This window comes from Mycolicibacterium arenosum, assembly GCF_024320865.1.
In the GTDB taxonomy this organism is placed as follows: domain Bacteria; phylum Actinomycetota; class Actinomycetes; order Mycobacteriales; family Mycobacteriaceae; genus Mycobacterium; species Mycobacterium arenosum.
Genome location: NZ_JANDBD010000008.1, coordinates 277,719 through 292,986, shown reverse-complemented (window position 1 = coordinate 292,986; position 15,268 = coordinate 277,719). Strand labels below are relative to the sequence as shown.

The 15,268-nt window shown below is 67.9% G+C and carries 16 protein-coding genes and 1 other RNA gene; 11 read left to right on the top strand and 6 right to left on the bottom strand.

Annotated elements, in window-relative coordinates; genetic code table 11:
* The first annotated feature begins 39 nt into the window (after positions 1-39).
* The 9 genes from ftsE to NM203_RS20470 all read left to right on the top strand — a co-directional run bounded on the left by ftsE (position 40) and on the right by NM203_RS20470 (position 9,031).
* Positions 40-729 (top strand): cell division ATP-binding protein FtsE, encoded by a 690-nt coding sequence (gene ftsE / locus NM203_RS20510; RefSeq protein ID WP_255062299.1) that lies wholly within the window; start codon positions 40-42, stop codon positions 727-729.
* Entirely contained in the window at positions 730-1,626 is an 897-nt protein-coding gene (ftsX, locus tag NM203_RS20505; protein WP_255062177.1) for a permease-like cell division protein FtsX, read from the top strand.
* Positions 1,627-1,628: 2 nt separating this feature from the next.
* Complete coding sequence (smpB, locus tag NM203_RS20500; RefSeq protein ID WP_255062176.1) at positions 1,629-2,126, top strand: SsrA-binding protein SmpB; 498 nt, start codon at positions 1,629-1,631, stop codon at positions 2,124-2,126.
* A 94-nt stretch (positions 2,127-2,220) separates the two neighbouring features.
* Positions 2,221-4,515, top strand: coding sequence for a putative bifunctional diguanylate cyclase/phosphodiesterase (locus NM203_RS20495; protein ID WP_255062174.1), 2,295 nt, complete (start codon positions 2,221-2,223; stop codon positions 4,513-4,515).
* Positions 4,478-5,314, top strand: coding sequence for a maleylpyruvate isomerase family mycothiol-dependent enzyme (locus NM203_RS20490; RefSeq protein ID WP_255062173.1), 837 nt, complete (start codon positions 4,478-4,480; stop codon positions 5,312-5,314). The genes NM203_RS20495 and NM203_RS20490 overlap by 38 nt, the downstream gene beginning before the upstream one ends.
* Before the next feature lie 78 nt (positions 5,315-5,392).
* Positions 5,393-5,761: a transfer-messenger RNA gene (gene ssrA, locus NM203_RS20485) on the top strand.
* Positions 5,762-5,896: 135 nt separating this feature from the next.
* Positions 5,897-6,832, top strand: a complete 936-nt coding sequence (locus NM203_RS20480; protein WP_255062172.1) for a cutinase family protein — start codon at positions 5,897-5,899, stop codon at positions 6,830-6,832.
* Between the two features lie 7 nt (positions 6,833-6,839).
* Complete coding sequence (locus tag NM203_RS20475; protein WP_255062168.1) at positions 6,840-7,553, top strand: polyamine aminopropyltransferase; 714 nt, start codon at positions 6,840-6,842, stop codon at positions 7,551-7,553.
* A 59-nt stretch (positions 7,554-7,612) separates the two neighbouring features.
* A complete protein-coding gene (locus tag NM203_RS20470) occupies positions 7,613-9,031 on the top strand; it encodes an SDR family NAD(P)-dependent oxidoreductase (protein ID WP_255062167.1) in 1,419 nt (472 codons plus the stop codon).
* Between the two features lies 1 nt (position 9,032).
* On the opposite strand, the gene NM203_RS20465 is transcribed toward NM203_RS20470, so the two are convergent.
* Genes NM203_RS20465 through NM203_RS20455 form a run of 3 tightly spaced genes read right to left on the bottom strand, consistent with a single transcriptional unit; the run spans position 9,033 to position 11,129 of the window.
* Complete coding sequence (locus NM203_RS20465) at positions 9,033-10,241, bottom strand: thiolase family protein (RefSeq protein ID WP_255062165.1); 1,209 nt, start codon at positions 10,239-10,241, stop codon at positions 9,033-9,035.
* Positions 10,238-10,651 (bottom strand): Zn-ribbon domain-containing OB-fold protein, encoded by a 414-nt coding sequence (locus NM203_RS20460; RefSeq protein ID WP_255062164.1) that lies wholly within the window; start codon positions 10,649-10,651, stop codon positions 10,238-10,240. The genes NM203_RS20465 and NM203_RS20460 overlap by 4 nt, the downstream gene beginning before the upstream one ends.
* Positions 10,652-10,664: 13 nt before the next feature.
* Positions 10,665-11,129 carry a cyclic nucleotide-binding domain-containing protein gene (locus tag NM203_RS20455; RefSeq protein ID WP_255062156.1) on the bottom strand — a complete coding sequence of 155 codons (465 nt, stop codon included), beginning with the start codon at positions 11,127-11,129 and terminating at the stop codon, positions 10,665-10,667.
* Between the two features lie 124 nt (positions 11,130-11,253).
* Here NM203_RS20455 and NM203_RS20450 point away from each other — a divergent pair, with 124 nt between their 5' ends.
* A complete protein-coding gene (locus NM203_RS20450) occupies positions 11,254-12,675 on the top strand; it encodes a DUF2252 domain-containing protein (protein WP_255062155.1) in 1,422 nt (473 codons plus the stop codon).
* 13 nt (positions 12,676-12,688) lie between these two features.
* The gene (locus NM203_RS20445; RefSeq protein WP_255062154.1) at positions 12,689-13,825 is read left to right on the top strand and encodes a zinc-binding dehydrogenase; all 1,137 of its coding nucleotides are present in this window, start codon (positions 12,689-12,691) and stop codon (positions 13,823-13,825) included.
* On the opposite strand, the gene NM203_RS20440 is transcribed toward NM203_RS20445, so the two are convergent.
* The 3 genes from NM203_RS20440 to NM203_RS20430 all read right to left on the bottom strand — a co-directional run bounded on the left by NM203_RS20440 (position 13,780) and on the right by NM203_RS20430 (position 15,266).
* A complete protein-coding gene (locus tag NM203_RS20440) occupies positions 13,780-14,043 on the bottom strand; it encodes a hypothetical protein (RefSeq protein WP_255062153.1) in 264 nt (87 codons plus the stop codon). The two genes, NM203_RS20445 and NM203_RS20440, sit on opposite strands and share 46 nt — an antisense overlap.
* Positions 14,044-14,149: 106 nt before the next feature.
* Positions 14,150-14,410, bottom strand: a complete 261-nt coding sequence (locus NM203_RS20435; RefSeq protein ID WP_255062152.1) for a hypothetical protein — start codon at positions 14,408-14,410, stop codon at positions 14,150-14,152.
* A 112-nt stretch (positions 14,411-14,522) separates the two neighbouring features.
* On the bottom strand, positions 14,523-15,266 hold the full coding sequence (locus tag NM203_RS20430; RefSeq protein ID WP_255062151.1) for a YwaF family protein: 744 nt from the start codon (positions 15,264-15,266) through the stop codon (positions 14,523-14,525).
* Positions 15,267-15,268 lie beyond the last annotated feature (2 nt).

Genomic DNA, 15,268 nt, shown 5'->3' with positions numbered 1-15,268 from the left:
CGGTTTGCGGGGTCGATCCGGCTACACTGGCGTGCCGTGATGATCACCCTCGACCACGTGAGCAAGCAGTACAAGTCATCGGCTCGCCCCGCGTTGGACAACATCTCGCTCAAGATCGACAAGGGTGAGTTCGTCTTCCTCATCGGACCGTCCGGTTCGGGCAAGTCGACGTTCATGCGTCTGCTGCTCGCGGAGGAGCAGCCCACGCACGGCGATATCCGGGTGTCGAAGTTCCACGTCAACAAGCTCGCCAATCGACACATCCCGAGCCTGCGACAGGTGCTGGGGTGCGTGTTCCAGGACTTCCGGTTGCTGCAGCAGAAGACCGTGTTCGAGAACGTGGCCTTCGCGCTCGAGGTCATCGGCAAGCGCGCGGACGTCATCAACCGCGTGGTACCCGACGTGCTGGAGATGGTCGGGCTCTCCGGGAAGGCCAACCGGCTGCCCTCCGAGCTCTCCGGTGGGGAGCAGCAGCGCGTCGCCATCGCGCGTGCGTTCGTCAACCGGCCGCTTCTGCTGCTGGCCGACGAGCCGACCGGAAACCTCGATCCGGACACCAGTAGGGACATCATGGATCTGCTCGAGCGCATCAATCGCACGGGAACGACGGTGCTGATGGCGACCCACGACCATCACATCGTCGACTCGATGCGCCAGCGCGTCCTCGAACTCGAACTCGGCCGCCTCATTCGCGATGAGCAGCGCGGCATCTATGGAATGGATCGATAAGTGCGCTTCGGCTTTCTGGTCAACGAGGTCCTCACGGGCCTGCGTCGCAACGTCACGATGACGGTGGCGATGATCTTGACGACCGCCATCTCGTTGGGCCTGCTGGGCGGCGGTCTGCTGGTGGTGCGCCTGGCGGATCAATCCCGGCAGATCTATCTGGACCGGGTGGAGAGTCAGGTCTTCCTGACCGACGACGTCTCGGCCAACGATCCGACGTGCGACGGCGACGCGTGCAAGGCGCTGCGTCAGATCCTCGACGACCGCGACGACGTGAAGTCGGTGACGTTCCTGAACCGGGAGGACGCCTACAACGACGCGATCCGCAAGGTCCCGCAGTTCAAGGACGTCGCGACCAAGGACGCGTTCCCGGCCTCGTTCGTGGTCAAGCTCGCAGACCCCGAAGGTCACCAGGCATTCGACGACGCCCTGCGCGGGCAACCCGGCGTGCTGAACGTGACGAACCAGAAGGACCTCGTCGACCGGTTGTTCGCGGTCCTCGACGGATTGCGCAACGCCGCCTTCGCGGTGGCCCTGGTGCAGGCGGTCGGCGCGATCCTGTTGATCGCCAACATGGTTCAAGTCGCGGCGTACACCCGGCGCACCGAAGTGGGCATCATGCGACTGGTGGGTGCCAGTCGCTGGTACACCCAGTTGCCGTTCCTGGTGGAGGCCATGCTCGCCGCGCTGATCGGTGTGCTGATATCGATCCTCGGGTTGATCGTGGTGCGGGCGTTCATTCTCGAGGACGCGCTGGATCAGTTCTATTCGGCGAACCTGATCGCCAAGGTCGACTACGCGGACATCCTCGTCTTCATCGCTCCGGTACTGCTGTTCGTCGGCGTGGCGATGGCCGGTGTCACGGCGTACGCGACGCTGCGCCTGTACGTACGGCGTTAACGGTGGCCAAGAAGAAAGAGGACGAGGCGGTTCGTCGCAACAACCAGACGGTTGCGACGAATCGTAAAGCGCGCCACAACTATTCGATTCTCGAGACGTTCGAGGCCGGGGTGGCGCTGATGGGCACCGAGGTCAAGAGTCTGCGCGACGGCACCGCTTCGCTCGCCGACGCCTTCGCCACGGTCGACGACGGTGAGATCTGGCTGCGCAACCTGCACATCCCCGAGTATCACCACGGCAGCTGGACGAACCACGCGCCGCGACGCAACCGCAAGCTGCTGCTGCATCGCAGTCAGATCGACACGCTGATCGGCAAGCTGCGCGACGGCAACATGACGCTGGTGCCGCTGAAGCTGTACTTCGTCGACGGCAAGGTCAAGGTGGAGTTGGCCCTGGCGCGCGGCAAGGAGGCCCGCGACAAACGCCAGGACCTCGCCCGGCGGGATGCCGACCGGGAGATCGCCAGAGAGATGGGTCGGCGCGCCAAGGGCAGGACCTGAGCTAGGTCGGAATTTGCCGGGACGTCGTGGGGCCGGCCGATTCGTCGCCTGATGATTGGTTCTTGCTGGGATTAAGCAGGTAAAGTGCGGTTCCATGATCCTTCGCTGGATCGCACGGGGGACGGTGATCCGGGGCGATCGCGTGCACGTCGCGTTGCTCGCGGCGATCGCGTCTGCGGTCGCGCTGAACGCACTGCGCCCGCTGGGGTCGACGCACTCCGCATGGGCTGACCCCGCTCTGCAATCGGCCGCGGCCGCCGTCGCGATCTGCTGTGGGACGTACTTCGCGTCGAGGGAGGCCGGCCCGGCCCGAGTCTGGCGCCTGCTGGTCGTCGTCGCGACGGGGTGCTGGGTGGCTGCGCCGCTTGCCCGGTGGTACGCCACGCTGGTGTCGCCCGGCGAATCGACCCCGCGCTGGATCGACACCGGCGACTCGGCGTTCGCGCTGCTGGCGTCGGCCGCCCTGGTGGTGCTGGCGTGGTCGGGACGGACCGACCCGGCGGAGCACGACCGAGCGCCGCGCACTCCCACCTCGATCACCGTGCCGATTCTCGACGCCCTGGTCGCGGCCGCGTCATTCGCGGTTCTGGTGTGGACATCCGGCACCGGCGGCGACAGCGTGTTCCACCTGATCGCGGTGCTCATCCTGGTGGCGGTGGCGGTATCGCTCTCGGTCGCATACGGCGCCGCTCGTCGGTTCCGGGCCAACTTTCAACTGCTCGCCGCGGGCGTCCTCACCGTCATCGCGTCCGACCGGCTCGTCGCCTATCTGACCGGAGTGGAGATGTACGACGCAACCCTCTGGGTCAGCGGGGGTTTCGTTCTCGGTCTGATCCTGATCGCCTACGCCACCGCCGGTCTGCGCGACGTTCCGTCCGGCCGGCGGACCGAACAGCTCATGGCGTGGTCGCAGCTGCTCATGCCGCACATCGCCGCGTGTGGGATGACGCTGTTCCTGGCTTTCCACGTCATCGCGGGCCAACCCGTGGACACCGTGCAGGTCGGATTCAGCGTCAGCATCGTGCTCCTGTTGATCACGCGCCAGGTGGTGGCCATTCGCGAGAACCGCCTGCTGATGAACCGTGTGCTGACCGCGCAGCGTCGGCTGATCCACCAGATCAACCACGACGTCCTGACCGGTCTCCCGAACCGCCTGCTGTTCGCCGAACGGCTGGACGCGGCGGTGAGCAGCGGCGAGCCGTTCATCCTGGTCTACGTCGACCTGGATGACTTCAAGGACGTCAACGACCAGTACGGTCACGCGGCCGGGGACCGACTGCTCCGGACCGTGGGGCACCGGCTCAGCGGCTGTACGCGCGCCACCGACACCGTCGCGCGCATCGGCGGCGACGAGTTCGGCATGCTCGTCATGGGCGAGCTCGGCCCGCCCGAGGAGTTCGCCGACCGAGTTCGCGATGCGCTCCGGCCGCCGTTCGCGGTGCACGGCCATTCCGTGCAGATGCACGCCAGCATGGGTTTGGTCACCCCGGATTCGACGACGCCGCGAGCATCGGCCGACGAGTTCCTGCGCCGCGCCGACTTCTCGATGTACGAGGGCAAGCGACAGGGCAAGAACTCGGCGGTCGTGTATCGGCAGTCGGCAACCGCGGCGGTGGACTTCGCCACGGCGCTGCGGGTCGCAGACGGCACCCTCCCGCGGGATTTTCGCATCGTCTATCAGCCGATCGTCCGCCTGCCCGACGCGACGCCCGTGGCGCTCGAGGCGCTCGCGAGGTGGACCGCGCCGAACGGCGCCCAGATCTCACCGGAGACGTTCGTCGCGACTGCTGAGGCGGCGGGCCTCGGCACCTCGTTCGACCTTCTGGTCCTGGACCACGTGTGCTCCGAAATCGCTTCGGCGGAAATCGATCTGGCGATCCATGTGAACATCGGCGCCGCGCGACTGGGTGACCGGACATTCGAACGCTGCGTCGCCGAGACCCTGCGGACTCACGGCATCGCGCCCAACCAGGTGGTGCTCGAGATCACCGAGTCGTTGCCCATCGTCGACCTCGCGGACGGCGCGGCCGCGATCGAACGGCTGAAAGCCGACGGGGTGAGGGTGGCGCTCGACGACTTCGGCGCGGGGTACAACACGCTCACCTACCTGCACGCTTTGCCGGTCGACGTCGTCAAACTCGACCGCGGGCTGACGATCGGGATCGAACCCGGACACGACGCGGTGCTCTACCGGTCGGTGGTCGGCATCTGCGAGCAGCTCGGGCTGGATGTGATCGCCGAGGGAATCGAGACCGCCGCGCAGGCCGACACGATCCTGTCGGCGGGTTGCACTGTCGCGCAGGGCTACCGATTCGGCAGGCCGGTGCCGATCGCAGAGGTACGGTCTCAGCGTGACCAGCCCATCACGTCCGCTAACGCTGCTCGATAAGGCCACGGTCCTCGACGGGCTGTTCGCCTCCTGGGACGACATCGACCGTCTGCTCGGCGCGCTGCCCGAGGAGTCCTGGACGGCGGCGACGCCGCTGCCGGGGTGGTGCGTCGGCGATGTCGTCGCCCACATCATCGGCACCGAGTCGATGCTGCAGGGCGTGCCGACGCCCGAGGGTGACGTTTCGGGACTCGACCACGTGCGCAACCCGATCGGTGAGATGAACGAGTGCTGGATCCGATCGATGCGCGGCGAGTCGACCGCCGCCGTGCTGGAGCGCTACCGCGGGATCACCGCCGAGCGCCGCGCGGTGCTGTCGGCGATGGGCGACGACGAGTGGAATGCGCAGAGTGTCACGCCGGCGGGCCCTGACACCTACGGCCGTTTCATGCGCATCAGGACCTTCGACTGCTGGATGCACGAGCAGGACATCCGCGATGCACTGTCCCAACCCCCGACCGATGCCGACCTGCGCGGTCCCGCGGCCGGTCTGGCGCTCGACGAGATGACCACCAGCATGGGTTTCGTGGTCGGCAAGAAGGGTGGGGCGCCCGAGGGGTCGCGTGTCGCGATCGAGCTGACGGGCCCGCTGGACCGCGTCATCCGCGATGCGGTGGACGGCCGGGCGGCGGTGGTCGACGACTTCGGCGGTGCCGAACCGACGACGGTGATCCGCCTCGACGGGCTGCAGTTCACCAAGCTGGCCGGCGGCCGGGCGTCCGCATCGGCCGAGGTCGAGTACGCGGGCGACGCCGAAGTGGGCAGGCGCATCGTCGACAATCTGGCCTACGTGATCTGACCGGAATAACCAATGGCTGGTCTTTGTCGTATACCTCGGTAAACTAGGAGATCCTGCCGAAGGTCGGCGGGGGTGCGAGGGGCTGAACGGCTTCGACATCGCGCATCGAATCCAGGGAAGCGTGCCGGTGCAGGCAAGAGACCACCGTAAGCGTCGTTGCAACCAATTAAGCGCCGATTCCAATCAGCGCGACTACGCTCTCGCTGCCTAAGCGACAGCTGGTCCGTTAGCCCGGGAGCGCCCTCGGCCCGGTTCCTAACGTCATCTAGAGGGACCCACCCATACGTCCGGTCGCGGGATGTACGGGGACATCAAACAGCGACTGGGATCGTCATCCTGACTTGTTCGCGTGATCAGGAGATCCGAGTAGAGGCCTAGCGAACTGCGCACGGAGAAGCCTAGAGGGAATGCCGTTGGACCCGGGTTCGATTCCCGGCAGCTCCACCGGATTGAGAGCGGGCCAGAGTGACAGCTCTGGCCCGCTTCTCGTTTCTCTGGGTGCGCGGTTCTCGAACTTCGCTGGAAAGTTCATGATCTGTCGCCGATGGTGCATTTCTCCTGGCGAAGAGATAGATTCGGCTCATGCTTCCTCAATGCGGGCGTAGCTCGCAGGCGACGAACAGGCGGTCGGCGGGTCGCTGGGTCGGCCGCAGCGCTGCCGTGCTGACCATCGTCGCCGTTCAGCTCGTGACTCCGAACGCGGTGCCGGTCGCGTCCGCCGCCGACTGCGCCGACGCCGAGGTGATTTTCGCGCGCGGCACGGACGAACCCGAGGGGATGGGGGCGGTCGGCGACGCCTTCGCGGACTCACTGCGTAAGCAGGCCGTCGGCCTGAACATCGCGACCTACGCGGTGGACTACGACGCGGGCAAGCTGCAGCTGGGCAGCGGAGACGGCGCCAAGGACGCGATCAAGCGCATCAAGGCAACCGCGGCGTCGTGCCCGGAGACCAAGATCGTGTTGGGCGGATACTCGCAGGGCGCGAACGTCGTCAACATCGTCGCAGGCAATCCCATCGTCGGAATCGCATGGGGCGCGTCTCTGCCTTCGTCGTTCGCCGCCAATGTGGCGGCGATCGCCACCTTCGGGAACGTCGCGAACCGCTCGGGTACCAAGCTGCCTTCGCAGTCCGCGATGTTCGCCGGGAAGGGGATCGACCTCTGCAACCCCGCCGATCCGATCTGTCATGCGGGGCCCGGCAACGAATGGAGCGGGCACACCGACGGCTACGTCCCCTCGTACACCACGCAGGCAGCCGCTTTCGTGGCCTCCAAGTTGTCGGCGGGCACGGGCCAGGCGGTGCCCGGCGTAGGGCCGTCGACGGGTTACGGACAGCTGCCGGGGCCCGCTTCTGAGGCGCCTGTCTACGCCTCGCCGCCGCTGGGCTCCGATCACATGCCGCCGGGGTGGGACGCGTCGGCGTCGACTCGTGGTTCACAGGCGCCGGGGTACGGGCAGCCGCCCGGCTCCGCCGCCGGCCAGGGGATCGACCCGTCGATCTTGACCGGCCTGCCGTGAGTTCGGCGTGGTGAGACCTCGCTTCGAGGAACTCGACTGGTCCGAAACGCCCATGGGGGTCATCAGCCTGCGCAGGCGCGTCGAGCCGACCCTGAAGATCGACGTGTACGAGGTCAAGCTCGGCGATGAGTTCCTGATGTCGAGCCTGTTCACCGCGGGCGAGGTGGCGCTCGCGCGGCTGGGCCTGGCCAGGGCCGCCGGTGCCGACCTGGACGTCGTCGTCGGGGGACTGGGGCTCGGCTACACCGCGCAGGCGGCGCTCGGCGACCCCCGCGTGCAGTCGCTCGTCGTGGTGGAGGCGCTCGGCGAGGTGATCGGCTGGCATGAACGCGAGTTGCTTCCCGATACCGCCGAACTGGCCTCGGATCCGCGAGTCCGCTTGCAGCAGGGCGACTTCTTCGCGATGACCGCCAGCGACACCGGCTTCGACCCGCAGGCACCGGGCCGGCGCTTCGACGTCGTCCTCCTCGACATCGACCACACCCCCCGACACCACCTGCACGCGAGCCACGGCGGCTTCTACACGCCTGCGGGTCTCGAGACGCTGCGCAGGCACCTGCATCCCGGCGGCGTCTTCGCGCTGTGGTCCGATGATCCACCCGACGCCGACTTCGAGGCCGTCCTCGCCGGGGTGTTCGACCGATCCGAGGCGTCCGTCGTCCGATTCCCGAACCCGCTGACCGGCGGGCACTCGACCAACACGATCTACGTCGCGAGCTAGGGCGGTCGGCCGGCGTCGCTCGTTTCGTATCGGCGTCCCCCTCGCCGTACTCTGCCTGCGTGAACGCGATCGACCCGGAGAAGCTCGACACGTGCCTGCAGGTGCTGGCCGAGATCGAGTCGTTGCCGCCCGAACATCCCGATGCCGTCGCCGTGCGGCGAGCCACCGCGGGCATCTTCAAGTCGGTCAAGAAGGCCCGCCGCACCGCCAAGCGCGACGCGGTGGCCGCTGCCGACCGTGCCGTCATCGCCGCCACCGCCACCGGCGCACCCGGACGCATCGACGACGAGACGGCGGGCCTGCCGCTGGTGTCCAACGCGGTCGGGGCCAGTGCGGGCACGCTGCTCCGGTCGCGGGCGTGCTACATCTGCAAGAAGCACCACACGGTGGTCGACGCCTTCTACCACCAACTCTGCCCGGAGTGCGCCGCCTTCAACCGGGCCAAGCGCGACGCCCGGACGGACCTCACCGGCAGGACCGCCCTGCTCACCGGAGGCCGCGCCAAGATCGGCATGTACATCGCGCTGCGACTGCTGCGCGACGGCGCGCACACGACCATCACGACCCGGTTTCCGAACGACGCCGTACGCCGCTTCGCCGCCATGGACGACAGCGCCGACTGGCTGCACCGGCTTCGCATCGTGGGCATCGACCTGCGCGACCCGGCTCAGGTCGTCGCGCTCGCGGACAACGTCGCCGCGCAGGGTCCGCTGGACATCCTGATCAACAACGCCGCCCAGACCGTGCGCCGCGCGCCGGGCTCCTACGCCGCGCTCGTCGAGGGGGAGCGCACCCCGCCACCCGAGTTGGTCGACGTCGTTACCTTCGACCGCGTCAGCGACGCGCATCCGGCAGCGCTCGCGGGGAGCCTGTCGCAGCACCCCGATCCGCACGCGGTGACATCGCTCGCGCTCACCGCCCGCAGCGCGTCCCCGGACCGGATCGAAGCGGGAACGGCGATCGACGCCGGCGGCCTGCTACCCGACACGGCGTCGGTGAACAGCTGGACCCAGCGGGTGGACGAGGTCGACGCGATGGAACTGCTCGAGGTTCAGCTGTGCAATCAGACCGCGCCGTTCATCCTGGTGAGCCGGCTGCGCCCGGCGATGGCGGCGGCATCCGCGCGCCGCAAGTACGTCGTGAACGTGTCGGCGATGGAGGGCCAGTTCAGCCGCGCGTACAAGGGGCCGGGCCATCCGCACACCAACATGGCGAAGGCCGCGCTGAACATGCTCACGCGGACCAGTGCCGCCGAGATGCTGGCGCAGGACGGCATTCTCATGACCGCCGTCGACACCGGCTGGATCACCGACGAGCGACCGCACCCGACGAAGCTGCGGCTCGCCGACGAGGGTTTCCACGCGCCGCTCGACCTCGTCGACGGCGCCGCCCGCGTGTACGACCCGATCGTTCGCGGGGAGTCGGGCGAGGATCTGCACGGTTGCTTCCTGAAGGACTACTCGCCGAGCAACTGGTAGCTCAGGCCGCTGAGCGCTTCAGAATGTGCACTCCGCACGCCGAGCCCAGCCCGATCACGTGCGCGAGGCCCACCGTCGCGCCCTCGATCTGCCGGTCGCCCGCCTCACCGCGCAGGTGGTGACAGACCTCCCAGATGTTGGCGATCCCCGTGGCGGCGATCGGGTGTCCCTTCGACTCCAGCCCACCCGAGACGTTCACCGGCGTCGTGCCGTCCCGCCACGTCGCGCCGGAGTTGAAGAAGTCTGCGGCGCCGCCGGTTTCACACAGCATGAGGTTGTCGTAGTGCACCAGTTCGGCCGTCGCGAAGCAGTCGTGGAGCTCGACCAGGTCCAGGTCGCCGGGGCCCACGCCGGCCTGGTCGTAGGCGATGGCGGCCGCCTTGCGTGTGAGCGTGTTGACGTTCGGCAGGACCTGGCAGCCCTCCTCGTAGGGATCGGTCGTGAGCACCGACGCGGACACCTTCACCGCGCGTCGTCGTTGTTCGAGTGACAGCGATTTGAGCGTCTCGCCGTTGCACACCACGGCGGCGGCGGCACCGTCGCAGTTGGCGGAGCACATCGGTCGCGTGTTGGGGTAGGCGATCATGACGTCGTTCATGATCTGCTCCAGGGTGAATCTCTTCTGGTACGACGCAAGGGGATTCAGGGTGGAGTGGGCGTGGTTCTTCTCGCTGATCCTGGCGAACAACTCGAAGCTGGTGCCGCCGTACTTGTGGCCGTACTCCATGCCGATCTGGGCGAACACCCCCGGCATGGTCTCAGTGCCGATGCGTCCGTCGATCGGTGCGACCGCGCCGTACCGGCCGGCTGGCGTCCAGGTGTCGGTGTCCTTCTTCCTCGAGCCTCCCGCGAGAAGGCCCGCGCCCGAGAGCTTCTCGACTCCGACGGCCAGTCCGTAGTCGACCTCGCCGGCCTTCACCGCCATGATCGCGGTCCGCAGTGCGGTGGCCCCGGTCGCACACGCGTTGGCGACGTTGTAGACCGGTATGCCGGTCTGGCCGATCTGCTTCTGAAGCTGTTGTCCGATACCGGCACTCGCGTTCATGAGATTCCCCGCCGCGAGCACGCCGATGTCGGCCATCGTGACGCCCGCATCCGACAGCGCACCGGTGGCGGCCTGCGCCGCGAGATCGACGGTGTCCAAGTCCGGGTGCTTGCCGAACCTGGTCATCTGAATTCCGAGGATCCAGACCTCGTCGCTCGCGCTCATCGCCGGTCCTCCTTCGTCAGGGGCTCGAAGCCGAACCCCATCGCCTCCGTGCCCTCGGTGTCGGTTCCGATCGACTGGGTGGTGAGCCGCACCCTCATCCCGTCGTGGACGTGCTCGGGGTCCGGTTCGACGTTGACCAGGTTGGCGCGCACCTGGGTTCCGCCGCAGTCGACGACGGCCGCCACGAACGGCGTGGGAATACCCGGTGCCGCGAAGGCGACGATCGTGAACGCGCGCACGGTGCCCTCGGTCGGGATGGGCACGGTGGTGAACTCACTCGCGAAACAGTTCGCGCACGCGTTGCGGCGGTCGAAGAACCGGGCGCTGCAGTTCGTGCACTCCTGCGCGACCAGATGCGGTTCGTCACCGTCGAGCACCAGATAGTCGACCAGGGGAATGCGCCCGGCCATGTGCACCTCCTTGTTAACCCGGCTCGGCGGTTGCCCCGGGAGCGTGGCGCGCGACGGTCGCGTCCATCGCGGCGCGCAGCGCGGGTATCTCGTCCAGCAGGCGGTTGAGGTCGTCCCGCGTCACGTGCAGCACCTCGGCCCGTCCGGTGGTCGTCACCGTCGCACTGCGCAGCTTGCCGCGAAGCAGTGCCGATTCGCCGATCACCTCGCCCGGTCCCACCAGCGCGACGCGGTCCTGTCCGACGTACACCCCGACCTCCCCGCTCAGCAGGATGTAGCAGGAGTCCGACGGTGTCTGCTCCCGGATCAGCGGCCACGGCCCCGATGTCGAGGTCCGATGAGCCGCTTGCACCAGGCGCTTCAGGTCCTCGTCGGAGAACTCCGCGAAGGTGGGGAAATCCCGTAGCCGGCGGGCGTCCTCCTCGATCTCCAGGGCTCGGGCGGCCTCCGCCTCACGCGCGTACTTGCGGTTGTCCATGGCTCGGCTCCCGACTCCGTGTTGTGATCCCGACGTCGTGGAGCGTAGCGGGGGCGCTCGCCGGAACGTCCGGATCAGTGGGATTCGTGCCGTGGTCATCACGTCCATCGGGTATCACTGCACTATGAACGGCAACTCGGCGGCCGGCGTGCACACCGTGCTCGCCGACGCCGACGGGCAGACCTATCGTTCGCTGCGGCAACGCCCGGTCACCCGTGCGGAGCGCTACGCGCTGGGTAAGGGGCTGCGCAAGAAGGTGCCCCGTAAGTCGTTGGCCGACTGGACGGCACCGGCTGGTCGTCCCGACCCGGTGGATCTCATCAACGCCAGCCACAAGGGCCGCGTGGACCGGCTGATCCCCATCCGGGTGGGCCGAATGGTCGAGTCGCCGTACGGTTTCCTGCGCGGCACCGCGGTGGTGATGGCCGAGGACGTCGCGCATCTGCCCGCCACCGGCATCACGCCCGTTGTCTGCGGCGACTCGCATTTCGGCAACTTCGGGTTCTACGCGTCGCCCGAGCGCGATCTGGTGATCGACCTCAACGACTTCGACGAGGCGCATCCCGGAAGCTGGGAGTGGGACCTGCGCCGGCTGGTCGCGAGCATCTGGGTCGCGGGGCGGCACAACGGCGCGTCGGAGACGCACTGCGCGCGGGCGGTGCGGTCGTGTGTCGCGTCGTACCGGTACGAACTGCGACGGCTGGCGGATCTGCCGCTGTTCACCCGTTCGTTCATCCGCCTGGACGTCGACCGCCTGGCCGAGGAGACCGCCGGTCCGCTGCAGGCGGAGGTCGCGCGCTCGGCGGAACGGGCGCGGCACCGCACGGGCGACCGCGCACTGCCGCGGTTCACCCACGAGGTGGACGGCGTGCGGAAGATCGTCGAGGAGCCGCCGCTGATCACGCGACTGCCTGCGCGCGAAGCGGATTCGCTGGCCGAAGCGCTCGACGACTACCTCGAGACGCTGCCCTCGTACTGGCGACGCGTGCTCGGCGGCTACACCCTCGTCGACGTAGCGCACAAGGTCGTCGGCGTCGGGAGCGTGGGGCTGCGGGCGTACGTCGCGCTGCTCGAGGGTTCGTCGCCCGAAGACGTCGTGTTCCTGCAACTCAAGCAGGCCCGCCGGTCGGTCCTCGCACGGCACGTGCACGGCGAGTCGGCCTGGCACGCACACCAGGGGCAGCGGGTCGTCGAGTACCAGCAGTCGCTGCAGACCGTCAGCGATCCGCTGCTGGGTTGGACGTCGATGGACGGGCTCCAGTACTACGTGCGGCAGTTCCGGAACATGAAGGGCCGAATTCCGTTGGACGCCATCGACGCAGCCGCGCTCACCGACTACGCGGGTGTGGTCGGGCAGCTCCTGGCCAAGGGCCACGCACGCACCAGTGGTGCCTCGATGATCGCGGGGTACATGGGCGGATCGGATCGCGTCGACAAGGCGCTCTGCACGTTCGCCCGCCGCTACGCGGATCAGACCGAGGCCGACCACGCCGCGCTCGTCTCGGCCGTCGACCGGGGTCTGCTCCCCGTCGAGCTCGGGGTCTGAGTAGGGTCCGACGATGACCGTTGAACTGCCCGCCACGGCACTGGAACTGCGATCGCTGGTCACCGCGGACGGGATGTTGGAGCTGTCGCTCCACGACGTGCCGGTGCCGACTCCCGGTGTCGACGAGGTGCTGGTCCGCGTGGAAGCGGCACCCATCAACCCGTCGGACCTCGGCCTGCTGGTCGCCAGCGCGGACATGGCCGCTGCGACCGTGACGGGCACGGCGGAGCGTCCGGTCGTCACCGCGCCGCTGGCCGCAGGCAGCGTGGAGCGGTTGTCTGCGCGCATCGGGGAGTCACTGCCGGTCGGCAACGAGGGGGCGGGCACGGTGGTCGCCGCGGGTGCTTCGGCTGCGGCTCAGGGCCTGCTCGGGAGAACCGTCGCGATCGCGGGCGGTGCGATGTACGCCCAGTACCGGTTGGTGGCCGCCGCGGCCTGCCTGGTCCTGCCCGACGGGGCGACAGCGCGGGACGGTGCGTCGTCCTTCGTCAATCCGCTGACCGCGCTGGGGATGGTGGAAACCATGCGCAGCGAAGGGCATTCAGCACTGGTGCACACCGCCGCGGCGTCGAATCTCGGCCAGATGCTCGTCAAGATCTGCCTCGCGGACGGGATTCCGCTCGTCAACATCGTCCGCAAGAGTGAACAGGAGGAGATCCTCCGCTCGCTCGGCGCGGTGCACGTGTGCAACTCGGCATCGCCGTCGTTCGAGGCGGATCTCGTCGACGCGCTCACGGCGACGTCGGCGACGCTGGCGTTCGATGCCACGGGCGGTGGCACGCTGGCGAGCCAGATCCTCAACGGTATGGAGGACGCGGCCGCCGCATCGCCGACCGCAACGTACTCGCGGTACGGGTCGTCCGTGCACAAGCAGGTGTACATCTACGGCGCACTCGACACGGGACCGACGGTGCTCATCAGGAACTTCGGGATGGCGTGGGGAATCGGCGGGTGGCTGCTCACCCCGTTCCTGCAGCGTTCGGGCGCCGAGACGATCGGGCGTCTTCAAGCGAGAGTCGCCGCCGAACTCACGACGACGTTCGCGAGCACCTACACCCGTGAGGTGTCGCTGCAGGGCATGCTCGCACCGGACGCGTTCAACGCCTACAACCGGCGCGCGACGGGGGAGAAGTTCCTCGTCACGCCCTGAATCGACAGTCGCTCGTCGAGCAGTGCGTCGGCCACGTCGGTCGCCGGTCTGGTCGCGAGTTCCCGGTCCACGGAGTCGATTCCGCGCGGGCCGTCGGCGTCGCGAAGGTGCTGTTCGGCGCCGTCGATCAGCTGGCGTCGCATGCGTCGCCAGCGGTTGTCGAAGAGCACTGTGAATGTCAGAGCAGCCGTCAGCGCGGCGACGATGCAGCGAACCACGATCCCCCCAAGGTCAGGAGCTCCCCCGAGCTACACCGGGAGCATATCCGCAGCCCGCACTTCGTGTCGTCGAGTTGCGCGGTTCTCGGACGGCACTCAGTCGCGGTCACCGAGAGGACCGCGCCAGGCCGAGCGGACTGGCGCGTCTCACATGCTGCACGAACGCCTGCAAGGTCTTTGGCCGACGACGCCTGCCGCCGAAGATCGTCGCGGCCGTCCACCCGGCGGAGAAGCCGAGGACGAAGAACCTGCGCGCCCGGCGTCTCTTCGCCTGCGCGATGACCGACGCCGTGTGGATCCAGATGGCGGCGACGATGGCGATCGCGACGAGCAGGATCATCAGATGGGTCGGTTCAAGCCATCCCACTTCGCACCCTCAGACCTGTCGCGGCGACATTCGTCCCGATCAAACCATCGCCGGTCGGGAATCGCGGCCGTCGAGCACGGTTCGTGACCGAAGCGAGTGCTAAGCGTTAGCTCTAGACGGGGTTCGGGGGCCCTTCTGCCAGCGGCTGTTTCGCGCGTGCCCGCTCCCACGGCCACGTCATCAGCGCCCACACGCCGATGACGACGGTGACCTCGATGAGCGCGTACACCGGCCACGGCCCGAGCAGATCCAGCACCGACGCCGCGGCGGGCTTGGCGTTGAGATAGCCGTAGTTGGTGTTCGCGATGATGTTGAACGTGAAGGTCAGCGCCACCCAGATCATGGTGATCGCGACGGTGAAGCGGAAGGTGCGCCAGGTGGGACGCTGTCGGAGTCCCCACGTCACGTAGATGGCCGCCCAGACGACCAGCACGTGCAGCGCGAAGAACGTGACGAAGAGATGGTGCGGGAAATCCGGCGCGCCCTCCGCCGGCGTGCCGATGTCCGGTGTCAGCAGCGCCTGTGAACTCAGGAAGAGCCCCCAGTAGTAGGTCACCGCGCAGGCCCAGTGCCGCTGCGTCCACAGCGCGTAGGCCGCCATCAACTCCGCGATGTCGCACAGCTGAATCGGGATCGAGGTCTGGATGTCGGGCCGGATCAGCTTGTAGACGAGCGCCACGCAGAACATGGTCACCAGCGCGACCGCGAGCACGCGACCCAGGAGCCTGGCCCTCTCGTCGGTCTGCGTACGCCCGGCCCAGACCAGGAGGACGGCGCCGACGACGAAGATCGCGAGGACGATCAGGTGCGACACCCCGTACGCCGAGAACTCCTGTTGTGCAGCTGAGAACTCCATCG

Excerpts from the sequence above, each read along its gene's own strand:
- NM203_RS20445 (WP_255062154.1), top strand. The coding sequence starts at position 12,689 with ATGACCGTTGAACTGCCCGCCACGGCACTGGAACTGCGATCGCTGGTC.
- ftsE (WP_255062299.1), top strand. The coding sequence starts at position 40 with ATGATCACCCTCGACCACGTGAGCAAGCAGTACAAGTCATCGGCTCGC.
- NM203_RS20450 (WP_255062155.1), top strand. The coding sequence starts at position 11,254 with ATGAACGGCAACTCGGCGGCCGGCGTGCACACCGTGCTCGCCGACGCC.
- NM203_RS20480 (WP_255062172.1), top strand. The coding sequence starts at position 5,897 with ATGCTTCCTCAATGCGGGCGTAGCTCGCAGGCGACGAACAGGCGGTCG.
- NM203_RS20455 (WP_255062156.1), bottom strand. The coding sequence starts at position 11,129 with ATGGACAACCGCAAGTACGCGCGTGAGGCGGAGGCCGCCCGAGCCCTG.
- NM203_RS20495 (WP_255062174.1), top strand. The coding sequence starts at position 2,221 with ATGATCCTTCGCTGGATCGCACGGGGGACGGTGATCCGGGGCGATCGC.
- NM203_RS20460 (WP_255062164.1), bottom strand. The coding sequence starts at position 10,651 with ATGGCCGGGCGCATTCCCCTGGTCGACTATCTGGTGCTCGACGGTGAC.
- NM203_RS20430 (WP_255062151.1), bottom strand. The coding sequence starts at position 15,266 with ATGGAGTTCTCAGCTGCACAACAGGAGTTCTCGGCGTACGGGGTGTCG.
- NM203_RS20465 (WP_255062165.1), bottom strand. The coding sequence starts at position 10,241 with ATGAGCGCGAGCGACGAGGTCTGGATCCTCGGAATTCAGATGACCAGG.